The following is a 23,606-nucleotide window of genomic DNA, read 5'->3' on the forward strand; positions in this document are numbered from 1 at the left end:
CGGACTTTGTCACACCAGCCCGATCTGATACCCGATTTGTGGCTTAAGGTATTTGGCTCAGTGTGTTACCATGTCGCGCTGTTTAAGCCAAAGAACAACTAATTAGGGATAAGGCTTTCTATGAGCGATCTGGCCAGAGAGATCACGCCGGTCAACATCGAAGAAGAGCTCAAGAGTTCCTATCTTGATTACGCCATGAGCGTGATCGTAGGACGAGCTCTGCCGGATGTGCGTGATGGCTTGAAACCGGTTCACCGCCGCGTTCTGTTTGCTATGAACGAGTTGGGGAACGACTGGAACAAGCCCTATAAAAAATCGGCCCGTGTGGTCGGTGACGTAATCGGTAAATATCACCCGCACGGCGATATCGCTGTGTATGACACCATTGTCCGGATGGCGCAGGATTTCTCCATGCGTTACATGCTGGTCGATGGTCAGGGCAACTTCGGTTCAGTCGACGGCGACAGCGCCGCGGCGATGCGTTATACCGAAGTGCGGATGGCCCGCATCTCCCACGAGCTGCTGGCTGATCTCGACAAAGAGACCGTGGACTGGGTGCCGAACTATGACGGCACCGAGATGATCCCGGCGGTCATGCCTACCAAGGTTCCTAACCTGCTGGTCAATGGCTCCTCCGGTATCGCGGTGGGCATGGCGACCAACATTCCGCCTCACAATCTCACCGAGATTGTCAATGGCTGCCTTGCGCTGATCGAAAACGGCGACCTCACCATTGACGAGCTGATGACCTACATCACCGGCCCGGATTTCCCCACCGGCGGCATTATCAACGGGCGTTCCGGCATCGTGCAGGCGTACCGTACCGGTCGTGGCTCCATCTATGTGCGGGCCAAAGCTGAAGTGGAAGTGGACGAGAAGACCAGTCGCGAGACCATCATCGTTCACGAGATCCCCTATCAGGTGAACAAGGCTCGACTGATCGAGAAGATCGCCGAGCTGGTCAAAGAGAAGAAGATCGAGGGCATCAGTGCCCTGCGCGATGAGTCTGACAAAGACGGCATGCGCATCGTTATCGAGATCAAGCGCGGCGAGTCCGGCGAGATTGTGCTGAACAATCTCTACAAGCACACCCAGATGCAGACCACGTTCGGCATCAACATGGTGGCGCTCGATAACAACCAGCCCAAGGTGATGAACCTTAAAGAGATCCTGGATGCGTTCCTGCTGCACCGCCGTGAAGTGGTGACTCGCCGGACCGTGTTCGAACTGCGCAAGGCGCGGGATCGGGCGCACATTTTGGAAGGTCTGGCGGTTGCGCTGGCCAACATTGATCCCATCATCGAGCTGATCCGCCACAGCGCGACCCCGGCCGACGCGAAAGCGGGCCTGGTTGCCAAGGGCTGGGAACTCGGCAACGTGGCTGCCATGCTGGAAAAAGCGGGCGACGATGCGGCACGGCCAGAGTGGCTGGAGCCCGAGTTCGGTATCCGTGAAGGTCAATATTTCCTGACCGAACAGCAAGCCCAGGCCATCCTTGACCTGCGTCTGCACAAGCTGACCGGCCTCGAGCACGAGAAGATCCTGGAAGAGTACCAATCTCTGCTGGATCTCATCGCCGAGCTGCTGCACATCCTGGCGAGCCCGGCTCGTCTGATGGAAGTGATCCGCGATGAACTGCTGGCCGTGCGCGAACAGTATGGCGACGAGCGTCGCACCGAGATCAGCATGTCCAGTGCCGAGATCAACATCGAAGATCTGATCACTCCGGAAGATGTGGTGGTGACCCTGTCTCACCAGGGCTATGTGAAGTATCAGCCGCTCTCCGACTATGAGGCCCAGCGCCGCGGTGGTCGTGGCAAGTCGGCCACCCGGATCAAGGAAGAGGACTTTGTGGAGCGTCTGCTGGTGGCCAACACCCACGACACCATTCTGTGCTTCTCCACCCGTGGCAAGGTCTACTGGCTCAAGGTTTACCAGCTGCCGGAAGCGTCCCGTGGCGCCCGTGGTCGTCCGATCATCAACCTGCTGCCGCTGGAAGAGGGTGAGCGTATCACCGCTATCCTGCCGGTGAAGGAATATGACGCCGAGAAGTATGTGTTCTTCGCCACCGCCAACGGTACCGTGAAGAAGACCAGCCTCTCTGACTTCAGCCGTCCGCTCTCCTCCGGTATCCGCGCCATCAACCTCAAAGAGGGTGATGAGTTGATCGGGGTGGATATCACCGATGGCAGCAACGAGATCATGCTCTTCTCCGATGCGGGTAAAGTCGTTCGCTTCGCGGAAGGCAGCGGTCGCGCTGATGCCGATGTCAGCGATGACGTTGAAACCGACGACGATGCCGGCAATGACGATGATGGCAGCGACAACGGCGAAGGCACCGAAAGCAAGGGCACCTTCAAGGGCGTGCGCCCGATGGGTCGTACCGCCGCCGGTGTCCGTGGCATCAAGCTGGGCGCCGGTGACAAGGTGGTTTCCCTCATCGTGCCCCGTGGCGACGGTGCCATCCTCACCGCCACCGAGAACGGTTACGGCAAGCGCACTGCGCTGGACGAATACCCGACCAAGAGCCGTGGTACCCAGGGCGTTATCTCCATCAAGGTGGATGAACGCAACGGCAAGGTGATCGATGCGATCCAGGTCGAGGATACTGACCAGATCATGCTGATCACCAACGGCGGTACCCTGGTACGTACCCGGGTGTCCGAGGTGAGCGTCATCGGCCGCAACACCGGCGGTGTGCGTCTGATCCGTACCGGTGAAGACGAAACCGTGGTCGGTCTGCAGCGTGTTGCCGAGAGTGACGAAGAGGAAACCGAGGCACTGGCCGTCGAGGGTGAGGTGTCTGAAGGCACCGATACCGCCGCAGACACAGGTGCTGTCGATGCAGGTGAAGCGGGCGACGAATAATCGCTCCCCTTTACCCGATACCAAAGAGCGGCCTCATGGCCGCTCTTTTCATTGGCTCGCTTGTTGCTGGCGTCCCCCATTATCCTCCTTCCTTCTCTTCCTTCTCTTCCTTCTCTTCCTTTTTCCCCTGTCCAGTCTTGCCTGTCATGGCAGGAAGAACAGGCACTACCCGCTTGCCAGGGTTGCCCTGATGGGATCATGGCCTCGACACGGCTCCTTCATGTGAATGTCATCGCTCTGTCATGGCGGCCAGCCATGCTGCTCCCGTTGGAGAGAAACCACCATAAACGCAGGCAACGCCTGCCAGGAGCATGTCATGACCAGCTGGGTAATGTGGGAGATCTGGTGGAGCCGGGTATGGGGCGAGGCAGAGATGGATGCCCGCGCAGGCGAACATGAACCTGAGGTGGCACATGAGCCAGCCCGTTTGCCCGCCGAGTTGATTGCCCGCAGCAGCAAGGCCAGTGCGTCGCGACCAAGGGGCTGAGACTTTGTCCGTGGCGGGCTTGACGGGAGCCTAAAACAGCCGCAACTGCTCGCCTGGGCGGATGAAGGCATCCTGGCGCAGCTGAAAGTGGCGCTTGCCGAGCCCGAGCCGCTTGGCGATCAACCGAAAGCGCTGGGCCAGCAGATCGGCAAACTGGCCTTCTCCCCGCATCCGGGTCCCGAAGGCGGGACTGTTGAGGGCGCCGTCCCGGCTGGCTCGCAGCTGGTTGAGGATCGCCTCCTTCTGGCTTGGGTAGTATTGCTCCAGCCAGTCACTGAACAGCGGTGCCAGCTCATGGGGCAGTCGCAGCAGGATATAGTCGACGCAATGGGCTCCGGCCTCGGCAGCGCTTTTGATGATCTGCTCGAGCTCGGGCTCGTTGAGCCGCGGGATCATGGGGGCCGCCAGCACCCCGACCGGCACGCCGGCCCTGGCCAGTTTCTCCACCACCTTGAGCCGGCCGGCCCCTGTGCTGGCTCTTGGCTCCAGCTGTCGCCGCAGGGTTTCATTCAAGGTGGTGACTGACACCATCACCTGACAGAGCCCCTCTTGGGCCAGCTCGGTCAGCAGATCGAGGTCGCGCAATATCATGGCGCTCTTGGTGATGATCCCCACCGGATGGCGATGGGCCAGCATCACTTCCAGCAACTGGCGGGTGAGGCGATAGTGGTGCTCGATAGGTTGATAGGGGTCGGTATTGGCCCCCAGCACTATGGTCTGCGGCTGATAGGCGGGTCTGGCAAACTCCCGGCGCAGCAGCTCGGCGGCGTTGAGTTTGGCAAACAGCCTGGTTTCGAAGTCGAGGCCGGGGGAGAGCTCGAGATAGGCGTGGCTCGGTCTGGCATAACAGTAAATGCAACCGTGTTCGCACCCCTGATAGGGATTGATGGAGCGGCCGAAGGGAACGTCGGGGGAGCTGTTGTAACTGATGATGCTGCGGGCGCTGATCTCCGTCGCCTCGGTGCGGGGATCGCTGGCGGCAAATGCCGTTTCCCACTCGGGTTGGGCCCAGCCGTCGTCGACCGCATCGACCCGCTGGCCGCTGAAACGGTGATCAACATTGTGGAAACTGCCTCGTCCTGCCATCGCATTGCACCAACACTGTTTATATATACAGTTATCATGCTGACCCTCATTGCCGAATGCAAGTTTTGCCGACCTATCCCGCCATAAAAAGCATGTCAAAAGGATCTCTTGCTTGATCGCGGCGCTACATTTCGTTTACATAGACGAAATGCGAACTGGATCACGGAAATCATCATGGCACCCATCACCTCTCGCTGGATCTTCATCGCCGTCATTGCGCTGGTTATTTGGCGCCTGATCCCGCTCTCTACCGAGCAGGAGCTGGCCTCGGCCAACCGCGCTTGGCACACCGGCCACTTCGATGAGGCAACCCGGATCTGGTCGCCGCTGGCGGATCAGGGCCAGCCACGGGCCCAGGCATTGATGGGCTGGAGCCATGAAATGGGGCAGGGGAGCGAGCAGGATATGGATCGCGCCATCAGCCTCTATCGTCAGGCGGCGCAGGCGGGGGACGCCTTCGGCCAGTACCGGCTGGGGGAGCTCTATTTGCGGGGTGCCGGGGTGAAGCGGGATCTGCGCGAGGCGTTTCACTGGATGGAGCTGGCGGCCAAGAACGGCGATGTGCCCGCCATGTTGAAGGTGGGAGTGCTGCATCTGATGGGGGTCAGCGGGCGGGTCGATCTGCCCCGTGCCAAGGAGTGGCTCTATCAGGCCGCCAGGCAGGGCAACCAGCTGGCGCTCAAGGTGCTGCAGGAGCTGGAACTGGCCCAGGAGGGGAGCTCCACGTTCGATTTCAACTGGCAGCCCCTGCTGGGGGAATAACCGGCAAGCGGCTCATCTGGTTGTAGAAAATCTCAGCAAACCCGATACAGCCTTGCTTACTTCTGGTAGCATGGTCCGGTTTTTGGTTTGTCTTGCGACGTTGAACGGGTTGTTTGCGTCACGGGGCGCCTTCGCAAAGTGCTGTGGAGAGCCAGAACATCACCCATTTTTGAATGAATCTTTCCATCCCGCATGTGCCCTTTGGTAGGGGGCACCACTGTATAAGGAAACACACAATGCCAATCATTACTCTGCCTGATGGCAGCCAACGTCAATTTGCCCACGCCGTTTCCGTCATGGACGTGGCCGCGGACATCGGTCCCGGTCTCGCCAAGGCGTGCATTGCCGGTCGGGTAAACGGTGAACTGGTTGATGCCTGCGAGCTGATCGAAGCCGATGCCTCCCTGGCCATCATCACCGCCAAAGACGAAGAAGGTCTGGACATTCTGCGCCACTCCTGTGCTCACCTGCTGGGTCATGCCATCAAGCAACTCTGGCCCCAGACTAAGATGGCCATCGGTCCCGTCATCGACAACGGTTTCTACTACGACATCGATCTCGACCGCACCCTGACCGATGAAGATCTGGCTGCCCTGGAAGAGCGCATGCTGGCGCTGGCCGCCAAGGATTACGACGTCGTCAAGAAGAAGGTCTCCTGGCAGGAAGCACGCGATGTGTTCGAAGCCCGTGGCGAGACCTATAAGGTCGAGATCCTGGATCAGAACATTGCCCGTGATGATCAGCCAGGTCTTTATCATCACGAAGAGTACATCGACATGTGTCGCGGCCCGCACGTGCCCAACATGCGTCACTGCCACCACTTCAAGTTGCAGAAAATGTCCGGCGCCTACTGGCGCGGCGACTCCAACAACAAGATGCTGCAGCGTATCTACGGTACCGCCTGGGCCGACAAGAAGCAGCTCAAGGCCTACTTGCAGCGTCTGGAAGAGGCCGCCAAGCGCGACCACCGCAAGATCGGCAAGCAGCTCGACCTGTACCACATGCAGGAAGAAGCGCCTGGCATGGTGTTCTGGCACAACGACGGCTGGACCATCTTCCGCGAGCTGGAAACCTTTATCCGCGGCAAACTCAAAGAGTACGACTATCAGGAAGTGAAGGGTCCCTTCATGATGGATCGCGTGCTGTGGGAGCGTTCAGGTCACTGGGAGAAGTACGCCCAGGCCATGTTTACCACCCAGTCCGAGAACCGCGAGTACGCCATCAAGCCGATGAACTGCCCGGGTCACGTGCAGATCTTCAACCAGGGTCTGAAATCCTACCGCGATCTGCCGCTGCGCATGGCCGAGTTCGGCTCCTGCCACCGCAACGAGCCGTCAGGCTCCTTGCACGGCCTGATGCGGGTACGGGGTTTCACTCAGGATGATGCTCACATCTTCTGTACTGAAGAGCAGATCATGGAAGAGGTGTCTGCGTGCATCCGCATGGTCTACGACGTCTACGGCACCTTCGGTTTCGAGAACATCGTGGTCAAGCTCTCCACTCGTCCGGAACAGCGTATCGGCTCCGACGAAGCCTGGGATCGCGCCGAGGCCGCGCTGGCCGAAGCGCTGGTGCTGAATGGTCTGAAGTACGACCTGCAGCCGGGCGAGGGGGCCTTCTACGGTCCCAAGATCGAATTCACCCTGCATGACTGCCTTGACCGTGCTTGGCAATGTGGTACCGTGCAGCTCGATTTTGCCCTGCCGGGCCGTCTGGGTGCCACCTATGTGGGCGAAGACAACGAACGTCACGTCCCCGTGATGATCCACCGCGCCATTCTGGGCTCGCTGGAGCGTTTCATCGGGATCCTGACCGAAGAGTACGCCGGACTGTTCCCGACCTGGTTGGCACCTACCCAGGCCGTGGTCATGAATATTACCGACAATCAGGCCGATTATGCGGTGAAAGTAGCCAAAGCATTGAATGATGCGGGCCTTCGCGCAAAAGCGGACTTGAGAAATGAGAAGATTGGCTTTAAAATCCGCGAGCATACTTTGAAGCGGGTACCTTTTATGCTGGTCTGCGGCGACAAAGAAGTAGAAGCCGGCAAGATTGCAGTACGTACCCGTAAAGGGGCTGACCTGGGCTCTTATCCTGTTGAAGAGCTGATTGCTCTGTTGACCCAGGAAGTTCAGACCCGCGGACAAAAGAAAGTGGAGGAATAAGCTATAAAAGGCGGAAAAAAACTGGGCAAGCAACCGCAAGCCCGCGCTCACCGGATCAACGAAGAGATCCGTCTGAAAGAAGTTCGTCTGACTGGCCTGGATGGTGAAGCCATTGGCATCACCTCCATCCAGGATGCTCTGAACTTGGCCCTTGAGGCCGGAGTGGATCTGGTCGAGATCAGTCCGAACGCTGAGCCGCCCGTTTGCCGGATCATGGATTACGGCAAATTCCTCTACGAAAAGAGCAAAACCACCAAAGAACAGAAGAAAAAGCAGAAAGTCGTCCAGGTCAAGGAAATCAAATTCCGTCCTGGCACCGACGAAGGCGACTATCAGGTAAAACTACGCAACCTGGTTCGCTTTCTGGAAGACGGGGACAAGGCAAAGGTCACCCTGCGCTTCCGTGGTCGTGAAATGGCCCACCAGGATCTTGGTATCAAGGTTCTGGAGCGCGTCAAGAACGACTTGGAAGAGCTGGCCGTAGTCGAATCGTTCCCGAAAGTCGAAGGCCGTCAAGCTGTGATGGTCCTCGCACCCAAGAAGAAATCTTAAGGCCCACAAGAAATTGACTCATGGGGCCAGCCCCATGAGTCGGTTCGCCTTGCGATTTTGTTGTCACTCACAATGCGGAGTATGAAATGCCGAAGATGAAAACCAACCGGGGCGCCGCAAAGCGCTTCAAGAAGACTGGCTCAGGTCGCTTCAAGTGCAAGCACAACCACCTGCGTCACATCCTGACCAAGAAGAGCAGTAAGCGTAAGCGTCAGCTGGGACCGAAGTTCTTTGTTTCCGCTGCCGACCACAAACGTGTTGTCGCTTGTCTGCCGTACGCATAAGGGGGGATGTGAAAAATGCCAAGAGTTAAACGTGGTGTGACCGCTCGCGCTCGTCACAAGAAAGTAATGAAAGCCGCCAAGGGTTACTACGGCGCCCGTTCCCGTGTCTACCGCGTAGCGGTACAAGCGGTAACCAAAGCTGGTCAGTATGCCTACCGTGACCGTCGCCAGAAAAAGCGTCAGTTCCGTCAGCTGTGGATTGCTCGTATCAACGCAGCAGCCCGTCAGAATGGTCTGTCCTACAGCCGTCTGATCAACGGTCTGAAGAAGGCTTCCATCGAGATCGATCGCAAGATCCTGTCCGATATCGCCGTTCACGACAAGCTGGCTTTCACCGCCCTGGTTGAAAAGGCCAAAGCAGCTCTGGTTTAATCCGGTTCTGTTATAAATGCTAAAAGGAGGCCTAGGCCTCCTTTTTTGTTGTCTGTCATTTGTCGCTTGCAGGCGGCGATGACTCTACCATCATGATAGCTATACATATGGCTTCATATGCCATCAAACTGAAATTGTGTACCCAATCGCAAAGAAGAAGCAGGTCCGGCTCGAAGCCCTACTTGATAACAAAATGATTTCTAGGGAGAAAAGGGCACCTTAACTATGGTCAGTGAAGGGGCTTTTTTTGTATTATTCCCCTCTTGACCTTATTTAGCCTAAAGGCTCCTGTACCGGGAGTGGTGACGAGGAAGACATGCAACAGCTTGAAGAAGTAGTCGGCCAAGCCAGGGCCGAAATTGAGGGCGTAAGCGACATCGCCGCCCTTGACGAAATCCGGGTCAAATATCTGGGTAAAAAGGGCTTTTTTACCGAGCAGATGAAGGGCCTGGGCGCCCTGTCCGCTGAAGAGCGTCCCGCCGCGGGCGCCGTGATCAACCAGGCCAAACAGCAGGTTCAGGATGCCCTGAACGGGCGTCGTGAAGCCCTCGAAGTTGCCGTGCTGAACCAGAAGCTGGCCGCCGAGACCATCGACGTCAGCCTGCCGGGCCGCCGCATCGAGAATGGCGGTCTGCACCCGGTGACCCGCACCATCGAGCGCATCGAGCGCCTGTTTGGCGAGATGGGCTTCAAGGTTGCCCGTGGTCCCGAGATTGAAGATGGCTTCCACAACTTCGATGCGCTGAACATCCCGGCGCACCACCCGGCGCGTACCGATCACGATACCTTTTACTTCAATCCTGATCTGATGCTGCGTACCCACACCTCGGGCGTGCAGATCCGCACCATGGAGCATCAGCAGCCGCCGATCCGCATCATAGCGCCGGGCCGCGTCTATCGTAACGACTACGACATGACCCACACCCCGATGTTCCATCAGGTCGAAGGCCTGCTGGTTGACGAGCATGCCAGCTTCACCGAGCTCAAGGGCATCCTGCACGACTTCCTGCGCAACTACTTCGAGGAAGACTTGACCATTCGCTTCCGTCCTTCCTACTTCCCGTTCACCGAGCCGAGCGCCGAAGTGGACGTGATGGGCAAGAACGGCAAGTGGCTGGAAGTGCTGGGCTGCGGCATGGTGCACCCGAACGTGCTGCGTTCGGTCGGCATCGATCCGGAAAAATACTCCGGCTTTGCCTTCGGCATGGGCGTTGAGCGCCTGACCATGCTGCGTTACGGGGTCAACGACCTGCGTGCCTTCTTCGAAAACGACCTGCGCTTCCTCAAGCAGTTCAAGTAAGGGCGAGAGAACATGAAATTCAGTAAATCCTGGGTGATGGAGTGGGTCCGCACCGAGTTGAGTGACAATGCACTGGCCGAACAGATCACCATGGCCGGTCTGGAAGTGGACGCCGTGGAAGCGGTGGCCGGCCAGTTCAACAACGTGGTGGTGGGTGAAGTGGTCGAGTGCGCCCAGCACCCGGACGCCGACAAGCTGCGGGTGACCAAGGTCAACGTGGGCGAAGAAGAGCTGCTGGACATCGTCTGCGGTGCGCCTAACTGCCGTGCCGGCCTCAAAGTGTGCGTGGCCAAGGTAGGGGCGACCCTGCCGGGTGATTTCACCATCAAGAAAGCCAAGCTGCGTGGCCAGCCGTCCCACGGCATGCTCTGCTCCTTCAGCGAGCTGGGCATCGACGTCGAGGCCGACGGCATCATCGAGCTGCCGCTTGACGCCCCCATCGGCACCGACATCCGCGACTACCTGGCGCTCAACGACGTCAGCATCGACGTGGATCTGACTCCGAACCGCGCCGATTGCCTCGGCATCGCGGGTCTGGCCCGTGAAATCGGCGTGCTCAACAGCGTGGACGTGGTCGAGCCGACCTGGACCCCTGCTGCCGCCACCATTGACGCCACCTTCCCGATCCGGGTCGAAGCGCCAGCAGACTGTCCCCGTTATCTGGGCCGCGTCATCAAGGGGCTGAACCTGCACACCCAGAGCCCGCTCTGGATGCAGGAGAAGCTGCGCCGTGGCGGCATCCGCTCCATCGACGCCATCGTCGACATCACCAACTACCTGCTGCTGGAATACGGTCAGCCGATGCACGCCTTCGATCTGGCCAAGTTGGAAGGGGAACTGGTGGTTCGTCGTGCCCGTGCCGACGAGCCCATGACCCTGCTCGATGGCAACGAAGTGAAGCTCAAAGAGACCACGCTCGTGATTGCCGATGCCAAGGGCCCTGCCTGCATGGCCGGCATCTTCGGTGGCAATCGCACCGGTGTGTCCGAGACCACCACCGACATCCTGCTGGAGTGCGCCTTCTTCGCGCCGCTCTCCATCACCGGTCGTGCCCGTGCCTACGGTCTGCACACCGACTCCTCCCACCGCTTCGAGCGCGGGGTGGATCCAGAGCTGCAGGCCAAGGTGATGGACCGTGCCACCCGTCTGCTGCTGGATATCTGCGGCGGTGAAGCGGGCCCGGTTATCGAGGTCAAATCCGATGATCATCTGCCCAAAGCAGCCCCTATCAAGCTGCGCCGCACCAAGCTCGACAAGGTGATCGGCATCAGCGTGGCGGATGCTCAGGTGGTCGAGATCCTGACCCGTCTGGGCATGCAGGTGACCGTGGACGCCGACGGCTGGACTGCGCTGGCCCCCTCCTGGCGTTTCGATATCGCCATCGAGGAAGACCTCATCGAGGAAGTGGCCCGCATCTACGGCTACAACAACATCCCGAACCTCAAGCCCGCCGCATCGCTCGCGATGGTCGAGCAGGCAGAAGGGCAGGTGACCCTGAAGCGGGTGCGCGACCTGCTGGTCGATCGCGGCTTCCAGGAAGCGATCACCTACAGCTTCGTGGATCCCAAGGCTCAGCAGACCCTGTTCCCGCATAGCGATGCCATCGTGCTGCCGAACCCGATCTCGGTCGAGATGTCCGCCATGCGTGTCTCTCTGTTCCCGGGTCTGGTACAGGCGGTGGTCTACAACCAGAACCGTCAGCAGCCGCGTGTGCGCCTGTTCGAGCAGGGCCTGCGTTTCATCAAGGACGAAAATGCCGAGAACGGCATCCGTCAGGAGCCCATGCTGGCCGGCATCATCACCGGCAACCAGAGCGACGAGCACTGGGACATCAAGAGCCGCGCTGCCGACTTCTTTGATCTGAAAGGGGATCTGGAAGCTGTGCTGGACTTGACCGCCGAAGGCGCCACCTTCACCTTCGAGCGTGCCGAGCACAGTGCCCTGCACCCGGGCCAGAGCGCGTCGATCCTGCGCAATGGCGAGGTCATCGGCCACATCGGCGTGATCCACCCGAGCCTCGAGAAGAAGCTGGGCCTCAAGAGCCGCGCCGTGATGTTCGAGCTGGAGCTGGACAAGCTGACCCCGGCCAAGGTGCCGGTTGCAGCCGAAGTTTCCCGCTTCCCGGCCAACCGTCGCGACATCGCCGTGGTGGTTGATGTTGCGGTTCTGGCCGGCGATGTGCTGGCAGTAATTAAAAAAGTTGGCGGAAATCAGGTAGTTGGAATAAACTTGTTTGACGTATACCAGGGTGCTGGTATGGCCGAGGACAAGAAGAGCCTGGCCATCAGTCTTGTTTTGCAAGACACCCAGCGCACTCTGGAGGAGAAAGAGATTGCCGAGACCGTAGACAATGTCGTGCGGGCCCTTGGTGAAGAGTTGAATGCATCCTTGAGGGATTGATCTATGGCGCTTACCAAAGCCGACATTGCAGAGCACCTGTTCACCCAGCTCGGGATGAGCAAGCGTGAAGCCAAAGATATGGTGGAAGCCTTCTTTGAAGAGATCAGACAAGCGCTTGAGCGTGGTGAACAAGTCAAGATTTCAGGCTTCGGTAACTTTGATCTTCGTGAGAAGAACCAGCGTCCAGGACGTAACCCGAAAACCGGCGAAGATATTCCCATCAGCGCCCGGCGGGTGGTCACCTTCCGCCCTGGTCAGAAACTCAAGGCCAGGGTCGAAAATGTTGAACCCAACGAGTGACAAAAAGCCAGGCAACCGCCTGGCTTTTACTTTTTCATGATAAAAACCAGTCTTTTGCTAGGTCTGCTGCTGGCCGCGCCACTGCAGGCGATGGATCTGCCTCTCTCCACGACCGCCAAGGCATTTGCCGATGCCACCAAGTCGCTGACCATCTGTTATCCGGCGCTCATCAGGCCGCCTTATCTCGATGAGTCGGGAGGGCTGCTGGTCGATCAGATGGAGCGACTGGCCGAACAGCTCCCCTTTCCGCTCATCTATCAGAAGCTGCCCAACTGGTCTGCCGTGCGCAGCGGATTGCTGGAGGGGCGCTGCGATCTCATTCCCAACGTGGGCCCCTCCCTGGAGGCCCTGCCCGGGATGGCGCTCAGTCGTGCCATGCTGGAGGCCGAGTCCGCCATCCTCTATCGCGGCGAGCTGGGGCAGGCCAGGTTTCTGGTCTCGCCCATCTGGCAGGCGAACGAGGTGCTGCGAGCCCTCTATCCCCATTCAACCCAGCAGCCCCTGACCGAGGCGGACAACTGGTACGCGGCGCTGGCGGCGGGCAAGGGGACGGCCTACCTCGGCGACTACCTGCAACTGCGTTACCTGATGCGCGAATACCCGGACACCGGGCTGCGGCTGCGACGCCTGCGCAGCGACGAGCTGGTGGTGAGTTACCGGCTGATGATGCGGGACAAACCGGCACTGCGCGAGCTGATCGACACCGCCATCCGCTACCTGCCGCCGGGCTCCCTCTATCAGGATCTCGACCGCTACCTGGCACAGGGGGAACAGGACATCAACCCGCTCCACTTCACCGACAAGGAGCAGGCCTGGCTGGTCGGCACCTCCAGCGCCATCAAGCTGGTGGTCAACCCGGATCTGATGCCCTACAGCGGCCTCGACGAGCAGGGCGATCTCAAGGGGTGGAGCGCGGACGTGCTGAAACTGGTGAGCCAGCAGACCGGGCTCAACTTCCACGTGATCCCCACCGCAAGCCGAGAAGAGGCGCTGGCCAAGCTGCAAAGCGGCGAGGCTGACATGATGGTCGGCCTGCTGGAGACGCCGGCGCTGACCGATGCCTTCGACTTTACCCGGATCATGGCGGTCAGCCGTTATGCCCTGGTGAGCCGCAAGACCCAGCCGTTCGAGACGCTGGCGGCGGTGAAGGGCAGGATAGCGGTGCCCGCCACCCTCTATGACGAAGAGATGCTGACCCGCCTGGAGGGTACGCATCACTGGCGCAAGAGCGACACCCTGGCAGCGGGGATCGCGGCGGTACAGAGCGGCGCGGCCGACGCCATGCTGGCCGAGCTCTATCAGCTGCAATACCCGCTTCGCAACAACCAGCTGGACGGGCTGGAGGTGCGGGAGCTGCCGCAGCGTTTCGGGTTGGGGTTTGCCATCAGTCGGCACAGCCCCAGGCTTGCCGGGGTGATGGAGCAGAGTCTGATGACCCTCACCGGCAAGCAGAATGACGATCTCAAACTGCGCTGGCACCGGCTGGTACTGACCCAGCAGGCCGGGGTCAGCTACGGGATCTGGCTGGGTTCGGTGTTGCTGGCGCTGCTGATCAGTGCCGGTGTCATCTGGCTGATCTGGCGCTCGCGCCAGCAGCTGGCCCGGGAGGTGAGTCAGCGCCAGGCGATGGAGCGGACCCTGGCTCTGGAGAGCCAGTTCCGGGAGTCCCTGTTCCAGGCACTGCCGGTGCCGGTGTTCCTGCGGGACAATCAGGGCGAGATCATCAAGCGCAACAAGCAGGCCAAGCGGCTGGAGGCCCGCTACCTGGCGGAACTGCAGCTGCCGCAGGCCCAGTTGCAAGAGAGCGAGGGGGAGATGGCGCTGGGTGATCAGGTTTACTCCTACGCCCAGATCCCGCTCCAGCTCGGCAAGCAGTCGCCGGCGGGGGATCTCATCGCGCTCTCCAACATCAGTGCCCTGCGCGAGCGCACCCGCTTGTTGCGTCAGGCCGAGCGGCGCCTGCGGGCGCTGACCAACACGGTACCCGGCGTGGTGATCCAGTTCCTGCTGCACGAGGAGGGGATCCGCCAGGTGGAGTTCATCAGCCGCGGCAGCTATGAGCTGCTGGGGCTGGCCAGTCAGCAGATCCGCCGCAACCCGGGCGAGGCGCTGGGACGGCTTGCGCCGCAGGACAAGGTCGAGATGCAGCAGCCCATGCGCGAGATGCTGCAGGCCGGCCAGCCCTTCTCCTATGCCCTGCGCTACCAGCATCCGCTCAAGGGTACCCGCTGGCTGCAGTTCTACGGCCGGGGGCGCAGCCTGCCCGAGCAGGGGTGGCGGGTATACGGGGTGGTGCAGGATGTGACGGTGCGGGTCGAGCAGGAGCAGGCACTGCAGGCCTCCCATGAGCGGGCCGAGCAGGCCGTGCTGGCCAAGGGCCGCTTCCTCGCGGCGGTGAGCCACGAAATTCGCACCCCCATGAACGCCATCCTGGGGCTGCTGGAGTGGCTCAGCCACACCCCCCTCAATGCCGAGCAGCACTCTGCGCTCTCCCATGTCAGGCAGGCAGGGGACGAGCTGCTGGGCCTGCTCAACGACGTGCTCGATTTCAGCCGCAACGAGAACCGGCAGCTGGCGCTCTCGCCCCAACCCACCGATCTGGTGGACTTGTGCGAGCATGTGGCCGCCGTGCACTGGTCCAAGGCCCGCTCCAAGCGGCTGCAACTGCGGCTCGATCTGGATCACCGACTGCCCGCTCAGGTGGAGCTGGATCCCCATCGGGTGCAGCAGGTGCTGCACAACCTGCTGGCCAATGCCATCAAGTTCAGCAGCCGTGGCGAGGTGGTACTGTGGGCCCACCGGGACGGCACCCAGCTGTTGTGCGGGGTGGATGACGAGGGGCCCGGCATCAGTGCCGAGCTGCTGCCGCGCCTGTTCCTGCCCTTTGAACAGGGTGGGGAGGAGGGGCAGCCGCGGGCGCAGGGGACCGGGCTCGGGCTCGCCATCTGTCGCCAGCTGATGGAGCAGATGGGGGGCGAGATCCGGGTCGAGCCGCGCACGACCGGCGGCAGCCGCTTCACCTGTGCATTGCCGCTGGTGCTGCTGCAGGAGATGCCGCGCTGGCGCCCGCGGGTGAGCAGCGTCCATGTGGCGCTCGACGGAGCGGAGCGGGACTATCTGCTGCCCTGGCTCGGCGAGCTCGATCTGCCGGACGATCCGGCCGGCCCGGTACTGAGCGCCCGCCAGGATGAACAGGGGCTGCGCTACTGGGACTGGCAGGGCGAACCCTGGGTGCCGGGCTCTGTAGTCAGCCTGATGCAGCCGCGGCTGGTGCCCTCTGCCCAGGGCATGATCACGTTGCCGGGGCAGGGGATGCGGGTGCTGCTGGTTGAAGATCACGAGGTGAACCGGGTGTTGATCAGCATGCAGCTGACCCAGCTGGGGGCCCAGGTGATCAGCGCGGCCAACGGCCAGTTGGCGCTCGACATGCTGCAGCACGAGACGGTCGATCTGGTGCTGACTGATCTGCAGATGCCGGTGATGGACGGGGCCGAGCTCTGCCGCCGACTGCGAGACACCCCGCGCTGGCAACATCTGCCCACCTACGTGATCACCGCCGATCTCAGCGAGCCGGCGGCGGCGCAGTTGGCCAGCTGCGGTTGTCGTGGTCATCTGGACAAGCCGCTGCTGCTCAAGGATCTCGCCAATCTGCTGCGCACCCTGGGGGACCCCGCACCCGAGCCGAACCCGGAGCAGAAGGCGGCAGCGCCTGCTTCTTGGTCAGAAGCCCAGATGCCGCTGCTCACCCCCGAGCTCATCTCCCTCTATCTGGAGGCGACCGGCCAGGATCTGGCCGACATTGAGCGCTGTGTCACACAAGCAGACGAGATGGCACTGGAAGCCGCTTTACACAAGATGAAGGGGGCCGCCAAAATGGTGGGCGCGACCCCGCTCGTCCAGGTGATTGAACAGTGGAAACGGGATCCACGGCAACCCCTGCTACCCCCGCTGCGGCAAGCTCTGGACGAGGTGTGCCGGCGACTACGTGAGAGGCTCTGACATGATCATCACAGATGAAGAGTTACTGGCCTTGCTGAACTCGGAAGAGACGGATGAGCGCCTGTTCCACCCCGTGACCATCTATGCCCTGGACGGGGTTGCCTATCGGGCGGCAAAAGCCGTCGAACTGCCGGAATTTGCCACCCTGCGCCGCACCCGGCCCGATGCCTGCTGGCAGTGGGAAGGTCTGTTTGCCGCCGGTGCCATCGCCCTGTTCGATCCCGACTCCCACGCCGCTGCCGACTACCTGCCGCAATTGACAGCGCAGGCGGAGGGGATCTATCGCCTCACCGATGACTGGCTGGCGGGGGTCAATGGCCGCTATCTGGCGTGGCAGGAGTGGCTGGCCCAGACCCAGGTGTTGTTGCTGGAGGATCACCCGTTTCAGGGGGCCCACATCCAGCAGGAGATCAGGGGACTGGGATTGCCCTGTCAGTGGGTGCAGGATGGCAATGCCTGCATCAAGGCGCTGGCCGGTGGCGAGATCAAGCTGCTGGTGAGCGATCTCAGCCTGGTGGATCAGGATGCCATCAGCCTGCTGATGAGCCAGCCCCAATACCAGCACAGCGGCCTGCCCATCGTGCTGCTCTCCGCCCACGACCAGACCCTGATCGACGGCGCCCGCCGCCTGCTGCACGATGCCGGGTTCAACGTGCTGGCGGCCCTGGCCAAGCCGCTGCTGGCCGACGATCTGCTGAGCCTGCTCAAGGGGCTTTATCTGGGGCCGCAGCGTCAGCGCCGCCTGAGCGGACTGCGCCGTACCATCCGCACCTGGCAGGGGGAGGAGAAGGGGCTGCTCGGGCTCTTGTCCGATCCCCCGTCCCCCTTGCCCATCTGGCTGGCGGTGACCGGTTTGCCGCCGCGCTGGGAGCTGGTGCGCGAATGGCTCGTCCAGCGGGGCAGGGAGCCTGGCGAGCTCACCCTGCTGATCCACCGGCGCGACCACCTGTTGAGCCAGGCGGAGCGTTTTGCCCTGGTGCTGCAGGCCAGTCTGGCGGGGGCACGGCTCGCCCTGCTGCTGGACAACGATCAGCACATTCCGTTCGACTTGCTGGAGCGGATGCCGCTGCAGCACCTGCTGTTGGGGCAGAGCCTGCTGCCGAGCCTGGAGGCCATGACCCCGGACTCCCTGCTGGGGCGCTTCATCAACCGAGCCAGGGAGCTTGGCATCGCCCTCTATCTGGACGACCCCTTCAATCTGCTGGACCACAATCTGTGGCGCGATCGCGGCATGGCGGGGCGCTGGTAGAGGGTGGCCCGCTACCTCTGCTGGCCGCCGGACGAAGCCCGGCTGCGGCGCTCCTTGGCCGGCTGGCTTCATCCCCGTACCCGCGCCGACCTGCCGCTGATGATGGAGGTCGGGGGCGTTCCCTGCCGCTTGCAGGAGCTGGCGGGGGCCGATCCCGCCCGCATCCGGGCGGCTTATGACGAACTCGGCGAGCAGAGCGTCTACCTGCGCTTCATGCGCGCCAAGCAGAGGTTGAGCGATGAGCAGCTCGCCTTCTTCCTCGATTACCCCAGGGAACACCAGATTGGCCTGCTGCTGACCGACGGTCAGGGGCGGCCGCTGGCCCAGGCCCAGTCCATCCGGCGGCGGCTGCACCCGGATCGGGCCGAGTTCTCCTGCATCGTCGCCGATCACTTCCAGCACAGAGGGGCGGGGCGGCGCATCCTGCTGGCGCTGGCCTTGCTGGCGCGCGGCGAGGGGATCCGCGAATGGACGGCGGAGGTGCTGCCCCAGAATCGCCCCATGCTGGCGCTGCTGCGCGGGCTGGGCCTGCCGCTCACCCTGGTGACAGGGCGGGAGCTGGTGTTCGTGCGACTCGATTTGAGCGTGTTCGACACCCTGTAAGCGCCATCATAATAAGACCAAGGGCGAATAGGCCGGTTTTTCACCCTGTGCTAAGGTCAGCCAGAGAGCTAGCCAGAGGGAGTCAGTCATGGTGCAGTCAGCGAAACACATCGTCATTCTTACCGGTGCCGGGATCTCGGCCGAGTCGGGCATCAAGACCTTTCGCGCCTGTGACGGTCTGTGGGAGGAGCACAGGGTGGAGGATGTGGCGACGCCGGAGGGCTATGCCCGGGATCCGGAGCTGGTGCAGGGCTTTTACAACTCTCGCCGTCATCAGCTGCAGCAACCCCACATTCACCCCAATCCGGCCCACTATGCGCTGGCCCGGCTCGAGCGCCTGCTGCCGGGCTGCGTCACCCTGGTGACCCAGAACATCGACAACCTGCATGAGAGCGCCGGCAGCAAGAACCTCATTCACATGCACGGTGAGCTGCTCAAGGCGCGCTGCCCAGGCTCGGGTCAGGTGATCGAGTGGCGCGGCGATCTCCATCAGGAGGAGCTGTGCACCTGTTGCCAGTTTCCCCAGCCGCTGCGCCCGCACGTGGTCTGGTTTGGCGAGATGCCGCTCGGGCTGGATCGCATCTACAGCGCGCTGGCCCAGTGCGATCTCTTCATCTCCATCGGCACCTCTGGCGCCGTCTATCCGGCGGCCGGTTTCGTGCACGAAGCGGGATTGAACGGAGCCCATACCATAGAGCTCAACCTGGAGCCGAGCGAAGTGGGCAGCCAGTTTGACGAGAAGCGCTACGGTCCGGCTTCCCTGCTGGTGCCGGCCTATGTGGATGAGCTGCTGCAACGCTGCGGCGTACACCAGCCGGCGCAGATCGAGGGGCACAACTGGATGGAGATGCGCGGCCCCTAGCTATTGTGCATCAGCGCAGTTGCAATGAACCGGTGAAATCGCCACACTGGCAGCCAAAAAATGGGACGCAGTTGGCGCAACTTACATGATCACTCTCAAGCAATGGATCGCTTTTTCCCTCCTGATGCTGGCCTGTGCCGGCGCATCGGCACAGGCCTCCCTGATGACTCTGGTGTTGCCAGGCGGCCAGCAAGTGGCCCTCGATGAGGCGACCCTCTCCGCCTTGCCACAGACCGAGTTTACCACCACCACTCCCTGGACCCAGGGCGCCCACCACTATCGTGGGCCGACCCTGGCAACCGTGCTGGCGGCACAAGGGATCCAGGATGCCCGCAAGATCGCCGTCTCGGCCCTCAACGGTTATCAACAGGTGGTGGAGCTGGCCCTGTTCGACGACGTGCCGCTGACCCTGGTGCGTGCGGAGGACGGCAAGCCGCTGACCCGGCGCAACAAGGGGCCGCTCTGGTTGCTTATTCCGTTTACCAGCTATCCCAAACTGGACGTACCCGCCATCCACAACTGCATGGTGTGGCAGGTGACCCGCATCGAGATCGTCGATTGATGGGGCTATCCCGCCACAAACTGCTGCTGGTGGCGGTCTCGCTGCTGTTTCTGCTCTCGTCGGGCAGCAGCCTCTATCTGCAGCATCGCCAGGAGCAGCTGGTCGATACCTTCTACCGCAACATCCACTGGAACATCAGCCAGGTGATGCTCGAATCCCAGCGTTTTCTCGCCGATCTGCGGCTCTATCGGGTCGGCCAAGTGGAGATGGAGACCCTGAGCCTGGATTACGATCTGCTGTGGAACCGGCTCGACATCTTTCTCATCAGCAGTGAAACCGCCGAGGCGCGTGAGCGGCACGGGCTTGGCAGGGCGCTGGCCGGACTGTTCGAGCAGATCAAGCGGCTCGAGCCCCAGATGGCGGCAGGGGCGCTGCGGGAAGGGGCCCAACTCGCCCGCCTGCAGGAGGAGATCGCCAGCCAGACCCGGCTCATCGAGCAGATAGGCAACCAAATCCTCTCCGGTCAGGAGCGGGAACGTTCGGTGAGCCAGATCCGCAGCAGCCTGTTCTGGCTGCAGATCTGGCAGCTGATCCTGCTGCTGACCGGCGGCGCCCTGGTGGCCGCCCTCATTCGTGCCAACCTGGCGAATCGCCGGCTCGCCCTGCTCGACCCCCTGACCCGGCTTGGCAACCGCCGGGCCCTGCAGGAGCAGCTCTCCCGCGCCCTGCATGCCGGCGAGGCGAGCGCCCTGGTGGTGCTCGACCTCAAACGCTTCAAGCAGGTCAATGATCTGCTCGGCTATCAGGTCGGTGATCGGCTGTTGCAGACGGTGGCCGACAAGCTGCAGCAGGCCCACGGCAGTCACGCCTACCGGCTCGGTGGGGACGAGTTTGCGGTGGTGTTGACCAGCGCGGATGGTGCGCTGGAGACTCGCATTCATGAGCTGGTGAGCCTGCTCCATTTCGAGTTCGTGACCCGGGAGTGCAGCTTCGATCTGGCCTGTCGGCTCGGGGTCGCCAAGGCGCAGCAGCAAGATGCCGGCCGGCTGCTGGATCAGGCCATCCTAGCCCTCAATCAGGCCAAGCGCAGCCAGGAGGGGGACATCAGCTGGTTTGCGCCGGCCATGCTGCAGCAGTTGCAGTTGACCCAGCACCAGCTGCATCAGCTGCGCGACTGGCTGGCCGGGTGCGAGCCGGCGCCGCTGCGGGTGGCACTGCAGGCGATGGCTGATGAACAGGGCAACGGCCTGTGGCAACTGGCGCTCTACTGGCAAGAGCAGGGCACATCCTGTCCTATGCGCTGGCTGCAGGAGTGCGGCGTGTTGGGCCCCGTGCTGGCCCGGCTGCTGCAGGCGCACGAGACGCTGCGTGGCGATGGTCGGGCCTTGTTGGTTCCGCTCGACAACCAGGCTCAGCTGACCCAGGTGCTGGCCTGTCTGCCGGGCACATTCCGCACACCGCTGGTGCTGCTGGTGCCGGCACTGCAACCGGATGCTGCCTTGCTGGCGGGATTGCGGCAGCAGGGTTGCACCCTGGCGCTCAGAGACATTGGCAGCGCCACCCCGGCGCAGCTGGCGGCCGGCTGGCCCGTGCGCTACTGGTTGCCGCAGAATGATGAACATGGCGAGTTGTTGCAGCCGCTGGCACGGCGACTGGGGCTGGTGCAACTGCAGGTGCTGGCGGGCGGTGAGGCAAGGCAGCTGGCCTGAGTGGCAACAAGGATTGCGCTGAGCAAAGATGAAACGAAACAAGGCGACCCTGGGGTCGCCTTGTTTTTTTATTGAGCGTGTATGTCAGGGACGGCGGGCGCAGGAATCCCTGATCACCAGATCTGGGTCGACGGTGATCAGATGATCCGCCACCGCCTCGCCATTGATGCGCGCCAGCAGCCGGGTGACGGCGAGGCGGCCCAGCTCCTCTTTCGGCTGATTGACGGTGGTGAGCGGCGGCGACATGAATTCGGCCAGCGCCACGTTGTCATAGCCGACGATGGAGAGATCGCGCGGGATCACCAGCCCCGCCTGATGAGCGGCGCTGATGGCCCCCATCGCCATCATGTCGTTGCAGACGAACAGCGCGCTGGGGCGCTCGGGCAGCGCCAGCAGGCGGGTCATCGCCTGATGACCGCTGGCGCAGTCGAAGTCACCCTCCTGGACCCACTGTGGGTTGACGGTGAGCCCGGCTTCCTGCATCGCCTGCTCGAAGCCCGCCTGACGCTGGTTGGCGGGGGCGCGGCTGTGGGGGCCGGTGATGCAGCCGATGGCGGTGTGACCCAGCCCCAGCAGGTGGCGGGTCGCCAGGTAACCGCCGCGATGGGAGTTGTCGGCGATGAGATCCACATCGGCACTCTCCATGCCCCAGTCCATCACCACCACCGGCAGGCTCTTGAGCCAGTCGAGCTGGTTGAACACCTCCTGCTGCCCCTCGCTGCACATGATGAGCAGACCGTCGACCCGCTTGCGCAGCATCATCTTGAGGTAGGAGAGGGCGGTCTCGGCCTGCCCCTCGGTGTTGCCCAGCATCAGGTTGTAGCCCTGCTCGAAGCAGTAGCGCTCCACCCCGCGTACCACCTCGGCGAAGAAGGGGTTGCTGGAGGTGGTGACCAGCATGCCGATACTGTTGGTCTCCTTCACCTTGAGGCTGCGGGCCACCAGGCTCGGGGCATAGTTGAGATCGCGCATGGCGGCGAAGACCCGCTCGCGGGTCTCCTCGGCGACGAAACGGGTCTCGTTGATGACGTGGGAGACGGTGGTGGTCGACACCCCCGCCAGCGCCGCCACCTCCTTGATATTGGCCATCAGTGCCCCTGCGCAGTCTGCTCAAGCAGGAAGGTGTCTACCTCCTGCTTGCTCGGGATGGAGCTTTGGGCACCAAACCGGGTGACGGAGAGCGCGGCGGCGCCGTGGGCAAAGCGCACGGCCGCGTCAAAGTCGGCGCCGGCGAGCTCGGCCGCCAAGAGGGCGCCGTTGAAGGTATCGCCGGCCGCCGTGGTGTCCACTGCTTTCACCCGAAAACCCGGGATGAGCGCTTGTTGCTGCCCCTTGCTGCAATAGACCCCTTGCGACCCCAGGGTGATCATCACCTCTTCGATGCCCATCTGGTGGAAACGGGCGGCAGCCTTTGCCGCGCTCGCCTCGTCGGTGACCTTGACGCCGGTCAGCAGCTCGGCTTCGGTCTGGTTGGGGGTGATGAGATCGACCAGTGCCAGCAGTTCGCTCGAGAGCGGGCGAGCGGGGGCTGGGTTGAGCACCACCCGGGTGCCGTGGGCGCGGGCCAGCCGGGCGGCTTCCAGCACGCTCTCCAGCGGCACTTCCAGCTGCAGCAGCAGGGTGTGGGCGGCAGCGATCATCGATTCATGGCCTTTTACCACGGCCGGGGTGAGGGCTCCGTTGGCTTCGGCGGAGATGCCGATGCTGTTCTCCCCCTCATCGCTCACATAGATGATGGCGATCCCGGTGGGGAGCTTGGGGTCGAGCTCGACGGCGCTCACATCGATGCCGTCTTTAGCAAAGCCGGTCTTCATCTGGTGGCCGATGGCGTCATCGCCGATGCGGGCGATAAAGGAGACTTGTGCACCTAACCGGGCGGCAGCCACCGCCTGGTTGGCGCCCTTGCCACCGGGCACTACTTGATAGCTGTGGCCGGTCAGGGTTTCACCCGGGCGAGGAAAGTGGGGAACGCGCAGCACGTGGTCTGCATTGACACTGCCCAGAACGACGAGACGATTCATGTTGAGTACTCCTGATGCATCTTGGCATGGACACGAAAGCCGGATCCAGGCCGGGAGGCACCGTCAACCTTGAGTGAAAAGGGGG

The 23,606-nt window shown here is 62.1% G+C and carries 18 protein-coding genes and 1 pseudogene; 16 read left to right on the forward strand and 3 right to left on the reverse strand.

The annotated features are described in order from the left end of the window. The first annotated feature begins 120 nt into the window (after positions 1 to 120). Complete coding sequence (gyrA, locus tag AB5Y98_RS18580; protein ID WP_368232474.1) at positions 121 to 2,868, forward strand: DNA topoisomerase (ATP-hydrolyzing) subunit A; 2,748 nt, start codon at positions 121 to 123, stop codon at positions 2,866 to 2,868. A gap of 316 nt (positions 2,869 to 3,184) precedes the next feature. Further along, the gene (locus AB5Y98_RS18585) at positions 3,185 to 3,355 is read left to right on the forward strand and encodes a hypothetical protein (protein WP_017410128.1); all 171 of its coding nucleotides are present in this window, start codon (positions 3,185 to 3,187) and stop codon (positions 3,353 to 3,355) included. A 30-nt stretch (positions 3,356 to 3,385) separates the two neighbouring features. Here AB5Y98_RS18585 and AB5Y98_RS18590 read toward each other — a convergent pair whose 3' ends face one another. Beyond that, entirely contained in the window at positions 3,386 to 4,441 is a 1,056-nt protein-coding gene (locus tag AB5Y98_RS18590; protein ID WP_368232475.1) for a PA0069 family radical SAM protein, read from the reverse strand. Between the two features lie 174 nt (positions 4,442 to 4,615). On the opposite strand from AB5Y98_RS18590, the gene AB5Y98_RS18595 reads away from it, so the two are divergent. From AB5Y98_RS18595 to AB5Y98_RS18660, 14 genes and pseudogenes are all read left to right on the forward strand, one after another. Then, positions 4,616 to 5,203, forward strand: coding sequence for a tetratricopeptide repeat protein (locus AB5Y98_RS18595; protein ID WP_368232477.1), 588 nt, complete (start codon positions 4,616 to 4,618; stop codon positions 5,201 to 5,203). 236 nt (positions 5,204 to 5,439) lie between these two features. Beyond that, complete coding sequence (gene thrS / locus AB5Y98_RS18600; protein WP_005300655.1) at positions 5,440 to 7,368, forward strand: threonine--tRNA ligase; 1,929 nt, start codon at positions 5,440 to 5,442, stop codon at positions 7,366 to 7,368. 21 nt (positions 7,369 to 7,389) lie between these two features. Next, positions 7,390 to 7,920, forward strand: a complete 531-nt coding sequence (infC, locus tag AB5Y98_RS18605; RefSeq protein WP_185219337.1) for a translation initiation factor IF-3 — start codon at positions 7,390 to 7,392, stop codon at positions 7,918 to 7,920. Between the two features lie 86 nt (positions 7,921 to 8,006). Beyond that, positions 8,007 to 8,204, forward strand: a complete 198-nt coding sequence (gene rpmI, locus AB5Y98_RS18610) for a 50S ribosomal protein L35 (RefSeq protein WP_005300673.1) — start codon at positions 8,007 to 8,009, stop codon at positions 8,202 to 8,204. Positions 8,205 to 8,219: 15 nt separating this feature from the next. Next, positions 8,220 to 8,576 (forward strand): 50S ribosomal protein L20, encoded by a 357-nt coding sequence (gene rplT / locus AB5Y98_RS18615; protein ID WP_005300683.1) that lies wholly within the window; start codon positions 8,220 to 8,222, stop codon positions 8,574 to 8,576. Between the two features lie 316 nt (positions 8,577 to 8,892). Next, on the forward strand, positions 8,893 to 9,876 hold the full coding sequence (gene pheS / locus AB5Y98_RS18620) for a phenylalanine--tRNA ligase subunit alpha (protein WP_005300689.1): 984 nt from the start codon (positions 8,893 to 8,895) through the stop codon (positions 9,874 to 9,876). A 12-nt stretch (positions 9,877 to 9,888) separates the two neighbouring features. Further along, positions 9,889 to 12,276, forward strand: a complete 2,388-nt coding sequence (gene pheT, locus AB5Y98_RS18625; protein WP_368232479.1) for a phenylalanine--tRNA ligase subunit beta — start codon at positions 9,889 to 9,891, stop codon at positions 12,274 to 12,276. Positions 12,277 to 12,279: 3 nt separating this feature from the next. Further along, entirely contained in the window at positions 12,280 to 12,576 is a 297-nt protein-coding gene (gene ihfA / locus AB5Y98_RS18630) for an integration host factor subunit alpha (protein WP_005300715.1), read from the forward strand. Between the two features lie 54 nt (positions 12,577 to 12,630). Further along, complete coding sequence (locus AB5Y98_RS18635) at positions 12,631 to 16,575, forward strand: transporter substrate-binding domain-containing protein (protein ID WP_368232812.1); 3,945 nt, start codon at positions 12,631 to 12,633, stop codon at positions 16,573 to 16,575. 1 nt (position 16,576) lies between these two features. Further along, complete coding sequence (locus tag AB5Y98_RS18640; RefSeq protein WP_065017642.1) at positions 16,577 to 17,824, forward strand: response regulator; 1,248 nt, start codon at positions 16,577 to 16,579, stop codon at positions 17,822 to 17,824. Positions 17,825 to 17,827: 3 nt separating this feature from the next. Further along, entirely contained in the window at positions 17,828 to 18,427 is a 600-nt protein-coding gene (locus AB5Y98_RS18645; RefSeq protein ID WP_042049423.1) for a GNAT family N-acetyltransferase, read from the forward strand. Positions 18,428 to 18,497: 70 nt separating this feature from the next. Continuing rightward, positions 18,498 to 19,289 (forward strand): annotated as a pseudogene (gene cobB, locus AB5Y98_RS18650) (Sir2 family NAD+-dependent deacetylase); the annotation flags it as partial. Between the two features lie 85 nt (positions 19,290 to 19,374). Continuing rightward, positions 19,375 to 19,851 carry a hypothetical protein gene (locus tag AB5Y98_RS18655; protein WP_368232482.1) on the forward strand — a complete coding sequence of 159 codons (477 nt, stop codon included), beginning with the start codon at positions 19,375 to 19,377 and terminating at the stop codon, positions 19,849 to 19,851. Beyond that, entirely contained in the window at positions 19,851 to 21,500 is a 1,650-nt protein-coding gene (locus AB5Y98_RS18660; protein WP_368232814.1) for a diguanylate cyclase, read from the forward strand. Before AB5Y98_RS18655 ends, AB5Y98_RS18660 begins: the two co-directional genes overlap by 1 nt. A gap of 84 nt (positions 21,501 to 21,584) precedes the next feature. Here the strand turns inward: AB5Y98_RS18660 and AB5Y98_RS18665 are convergent, their stop codons facing one another. After that, complete coding sequence (locus tag AB5Y98_RS18665) at positions 21,585 to 22,589, reverse strand: substrate-binding domain-containing protein (protein ID WP_368232483.1); 1,005 nt, start codon at positions 22,587 to 22,589, stop codon at positions 21,585 to 21,587. After that, positions 22,589 to 23,521, reverse strand: coding sequence for a ribokinase (rbsK, locus tag AB5Y98_RS18670; RefSeq protein ID WP_368232485.1), 933 nt, complete (start codon positions 23,519 to 23,521; stop codon positions 22,589 to 22,591). The genes AB5Y98_RS18665 and rbsK overlap by 1 nt, the downstream gene beginning before the upstream one ends. Positions 23,522 to 23,606 lie beyond the last annotated feature (85 nt).

This window comes from Aeromonas sp. s3 (genome assembly GCF_040907805.1).
In the GTDB taxonomy this organism is placed as follows: domain Bacteria; phylum Pseudomonadota; class Gammaproteobacteria; order Enterobacterales; family Aeromonadaceae; genus Aeromonas; species Aeromonas dhakensis.